3 protein-coding genes are annotated in these 3,761 nt (G+C 62.0%); 2 read left to right on the forward strand and 1 reads right to left on the reverse strand.

Annotated elements, in window-relative coordinates; genetic code table 11:
- Positions 1 to 179 precede the first annotated feature (179 nt).
- Positions 180 to 1,364, reverse strand: coding sequence for a polysaccharide deacetylase family protein (locus BQ17_RS19285; protein ID WP_089729909.1), 1,185 nt, complete (start codon positions 1,362 to 1,364; stop codon positions 180 to 182).
- A gap of 149 nt (positions 1,365 to 1,513) precedes the next feature.
- On the opposite strand from BQ17_RS19285, the gene BQ17_RS19290 reads away from it, so the two are divergent.
- Complete coding sequence (locus BQ17_RS19290; RefSeq protein ID WP_089729911.1) at positions 1,514 to 1,753, forward strand: hypothetical protein; 240 nt, start codon at positions 1,514 to 1,516, stop codon at positions 1,751 to 1,753.
- A 350-nt stretch (positions 1,754 to 2,103) separates the two neighbouring features.
- On the forward strand, positions 2,104 to 3,582 hold the full coding sequence (locus BQ17_RS19295) for an HAD-IC family P-type ATPase (RefSeq protein WP_089729913.1): 1,479 nt from the start codon (positions 2,104 to 2,106) through the stop codon (positions 3,580 to 3,582).
- Positions 3,583 to 3,761: the final 179 nt, after the last annotated feature.

Here is a 3,761-nt window from a genome sequence, read left to right on the forward strand (position 1 = left end):
GCCAGCGCCGCTGGTATCCCCCGTCGCTGAGGTTCGATGCGGTCGCGCCGCTTTGCCGGCGCACTCCAAAGCAGTCCAGAATCCATAAAGAGCCTGGGAATTATACCCCTTGCCGTGAAGCATTCGGCAGGCGAGGTGCAAGGAGTCGATTTGGGGTGACGGGACGGTGGGGGCGCACCTTATCCCAAGCGCGCCCGGGCGTGGTTCAGGGCCTCCCAGGATGCGGCCATATCCGCATCGGAACGCTGGACCCAGTCCTCGCCCCAGTAAAAGTTGCAACTGGTCTCCGCCCGCAACAGGCGCCAGGTGGCCTCCTCCAGATCCTGTTGGAAGCCGGTGTCGTCTGCAATACCCCGCTCGGCGGCCTGTCGGGCGGCTTCTTGCACCGCCACGCTGAGCGTTCCGATTGCGCCCAGGGCCGTCCGCTGGCGGTCGGAGCCGGTCCATTGGATGAAACCCTGCCCGTCGTGCCAGCCGGTGTTCCAGGCCCCGGTGCGAACCCGTACCTCGCCGTGGGCACCGTGCACGTTCAAATAGTCGCTGATAAAGGTCGGAGACACCGCGGATTGGCCGGCGCGGACCCGCTCCAGGAGCGGCAGGTAAAAGGCGCTCCAGAAGTTGGTCCCTTCCGTGGTATTGCGGAACCAACCACCGTTTTCACCGTCGGTGCAGGTGGTCACCAGCGGGACAAAGTCGCACCACTTGGTGCGCTCGGTGACCTCGTTGTTGAACCAATCCACATCCATGCCCGCCTCCTGGGCATTGGATAGGTCCCGATCACGGACGATGACCAGGATCTCATCCTCACCGTGGCGCGCGATATGGGGCCGGTAACGGAGCTCCTGCCAGCTCATGGGTGTGACCGGCTCCAGGTGTTCGCTGTCTACCAACACATAGCGATAATCGAAGGACCGCAGCAGGGGGATGAGCTCCATGGAAAAGCCCATCTCCGGCGGCCAGAAACCTTGGAAGCGCGGGCGCCAGAGGATATGACGCGCAATGCCCAGCCAGCGCTGCAGCTGTTGGTGCCGGTCCGTCTCGGGGATCAGGGGCAATACCGGATGGTAAAAACCCGTCCCCAGGATCTCGAACATGTCCTGGTTCTGGAAGTGCCACAACAGGGAGCCGCAGTCGACGACACCGTAGACCCGTTGCTGAAACCCCGGGTTGTTCAGGGTCTCCAACAGGGTCCCGGACAGGGATAAATGGACCCGTGCCACGTCCTCCGAGCCCCACAGGCTGCGCGGGATTCGATCGAGGGCGTAGAGAATCTCCTTGGCTTCCCAGTTGCCATCGTTCAGCAAATTCTGCAGGTTGTCCGGGGGCTGGTGGAGGTTTAGTACCAGTGCGTGCTGGGCGATCATCCGGGGCTTCTCGATAAACGAAAGATCTTACACAAGAATAGCAGAAATCGGCGCCATGCTTGCACGGTGCGGTTGGAAGTTTTGAGCTTGATCCGAGCCGGCGGCACCGGCACCATTCGGGGTAGTGATCACAGCCTCGAGTCACAAGTATGCCCCAGATCCTCATGGACCCGGAGTCCAAGTCCCTGGAAGAGCGTTTTGCCCTGATCAAGACACCGCGCAGGAACCGGCCCCGGTACCCCGAGGCCTGCGTGACCCCGGTCGCCGGCGAGCAGGAGGCCCGTGCCGGGGCCGCGCCGACACGTAACCTCCATCCGGCCCTGGTCTATGGTCCATCGAAATCGTCCGAAGGGCAGCGTATCTATTACCTGATACGCTGGCTCGATTAGTTGTAACGGCCCGCAAAACCTGATGTTTGCGAGCCCAACTGATTATGTTCGCAAGCCGTTACAGGTAGCAGTGAAAACTGAATAGAATCACAAACAAGGCGTTGCTCCTAAAAGAAAAACCAGGTTCCTGCCGTAAATTCACGGGCATTGTGAATTGTGGGTATCATCGAATCTACGGTGCGGATTCGGGATAAACGATAAAGATTCCCATTTACATCAGCAGTGCTAACGGTTATCATTTACAGTATACGAATGCACCAAGCCACGTAGATCAGTTCCCGTTCCTCAAACCAGGTTGCTTCCTTAGCCAGTTCGGACCGACCGAGCAACAAGCTGACGTCGAGTCCTGGATGGGGGCGGCATCGCCGGTCGAGGAGGTCCGCGCCAACCCTGCGGCCAAAGCCCTGATCGTGCGCTACAAGGGGGGGAGAGACGGCCGCGAAGCCGTAATCAAGCGGCTGGAAGGATTCCCCGGTGAGGTGATCCCTGGCTACAGTGATGAGGGCATCCGCGAGGCCGAATTTGCCCCCATGGTGACCACGGCCATGACCCTGCCCTTCCTGACGCCACGGATGCAGAAAGTGGTGACCTTCGTCAACGTCGGCTCCACGCTCGTCAAGGGCGCCGATGTGCTGATCAAGGAGGGCATCAAGATGGAGGTCCTCGACGCCCTGGCAGTGGGGCTCGCCGCTGCCGACGGCGAGGTCTACACTGCGAACATCACCGACTTGCTGCTGAGTTTGGGCGAGTTCCTGGAGCGGCGCACCGAGCGTCAGTCCGATCGGCTACTGCGCCGGCTCCTGCGTCCCGAGCCCGCCATGGCCTGGGTGGAGCGGGACGGCGAGCTGGTCCAGATCAACGGCGACGAAGTGTGCAAGGGCGAGATCGTTACTGTCGGTGTGGGCGAGACGGTCCCGGTGGACGGGCGGGTCGTGGACGGCGTGGCCCTGGTCAATCAAGCGGCCGTCACCGGTGAGGACGTCCCGGTGCTTAGGGAAGCACCCAAGCGTGTGATCGCAGGCTCGGTGCTGGAGGAGGGACAAATCCGCGTCGAGGCGGTCCAAGTGGGCGCCGACACCACGACGGCCCGGGTCTCCCGGTTCATTCAGGAGTCCCTGTCCAAACGCTCGGACACCCAGCGCCTGGCCGAGGAGCTGGCGGATAAGCGCGTCTACCTCACGCTGGGCACCGGCGGCATCGTCTATGCCCTCACCCCGGATTTGACCCGGCTGCAATCCGTCTTCCTGGTCGACTACTCCTGTGCGCTCAAGCTCGGCACCCCGGTGGCCTTCAAGTCTGGCATCTACCGCGCGGCCGAGCACGGTGTCCTGATGAAGGGCGGCGAGGCCATCGAACACCTGGCCGAGGTCGATACCCTGGTCTTCGACAAGACGGGTACGCTGACCCACAGCGAGCTGATCGTGACCGATGTGCTCGTTCTGGCCCATGACGATGGCTGCACGGAGGAAGGCCTGCTCGCACTGGTGGCGTCCGTCGAGGAGCATGCCAGACACCCGGTCGCCGAAGCGGTAGTGGAGGCGGCCAAGGAGTGGGACCTGCAACACATCTCCCACGGCGTGCTCATGGACGATCGCCTGAGCGCTGTCGCCGACGCCCGCGAGATCGCGACCAAGACCATGGGCCTGATCCGCGGCAACTTCAAAGCGGCCGTCGGTATCAACACCGCCATCCTCGGGGACGCCATCTCCGGGGGGCTATCCCCCCTCGCCAGCGCTCTGCTGCATAACGGAACGACGATCGGCATCCTGCTCAATGCGCTGAAGGGCGTGCGTCTATCCGGTGGAGGCGATCAGCCCTTGGCGCGGTAACGACCCGATTCCCAGGGTGTCGCGGTGAAACTGGCGGGACAAACCCCAGGGCAACCGAACGATAAATCGATAGCAAGTTCATGGTGCTGGGTTTCGTACCTCGATAGTGGTAAATTTCTAACTGATAGAGTGGTTGATAGTCCAAGTCCGCCGACCCGCATAGCGGTCTGACCTACCCT

Source organism: Candidatus Thiosymbion oneisti (assembly GCF_900092655.1).
Taxonomy (GTDB): domain Bacteria; phylum Pseudomonadota; class Gammaproteobacteria; order Chromatiales; family Chromatiaceae; genus Thiosymbion; species Thiosymbion oneisti.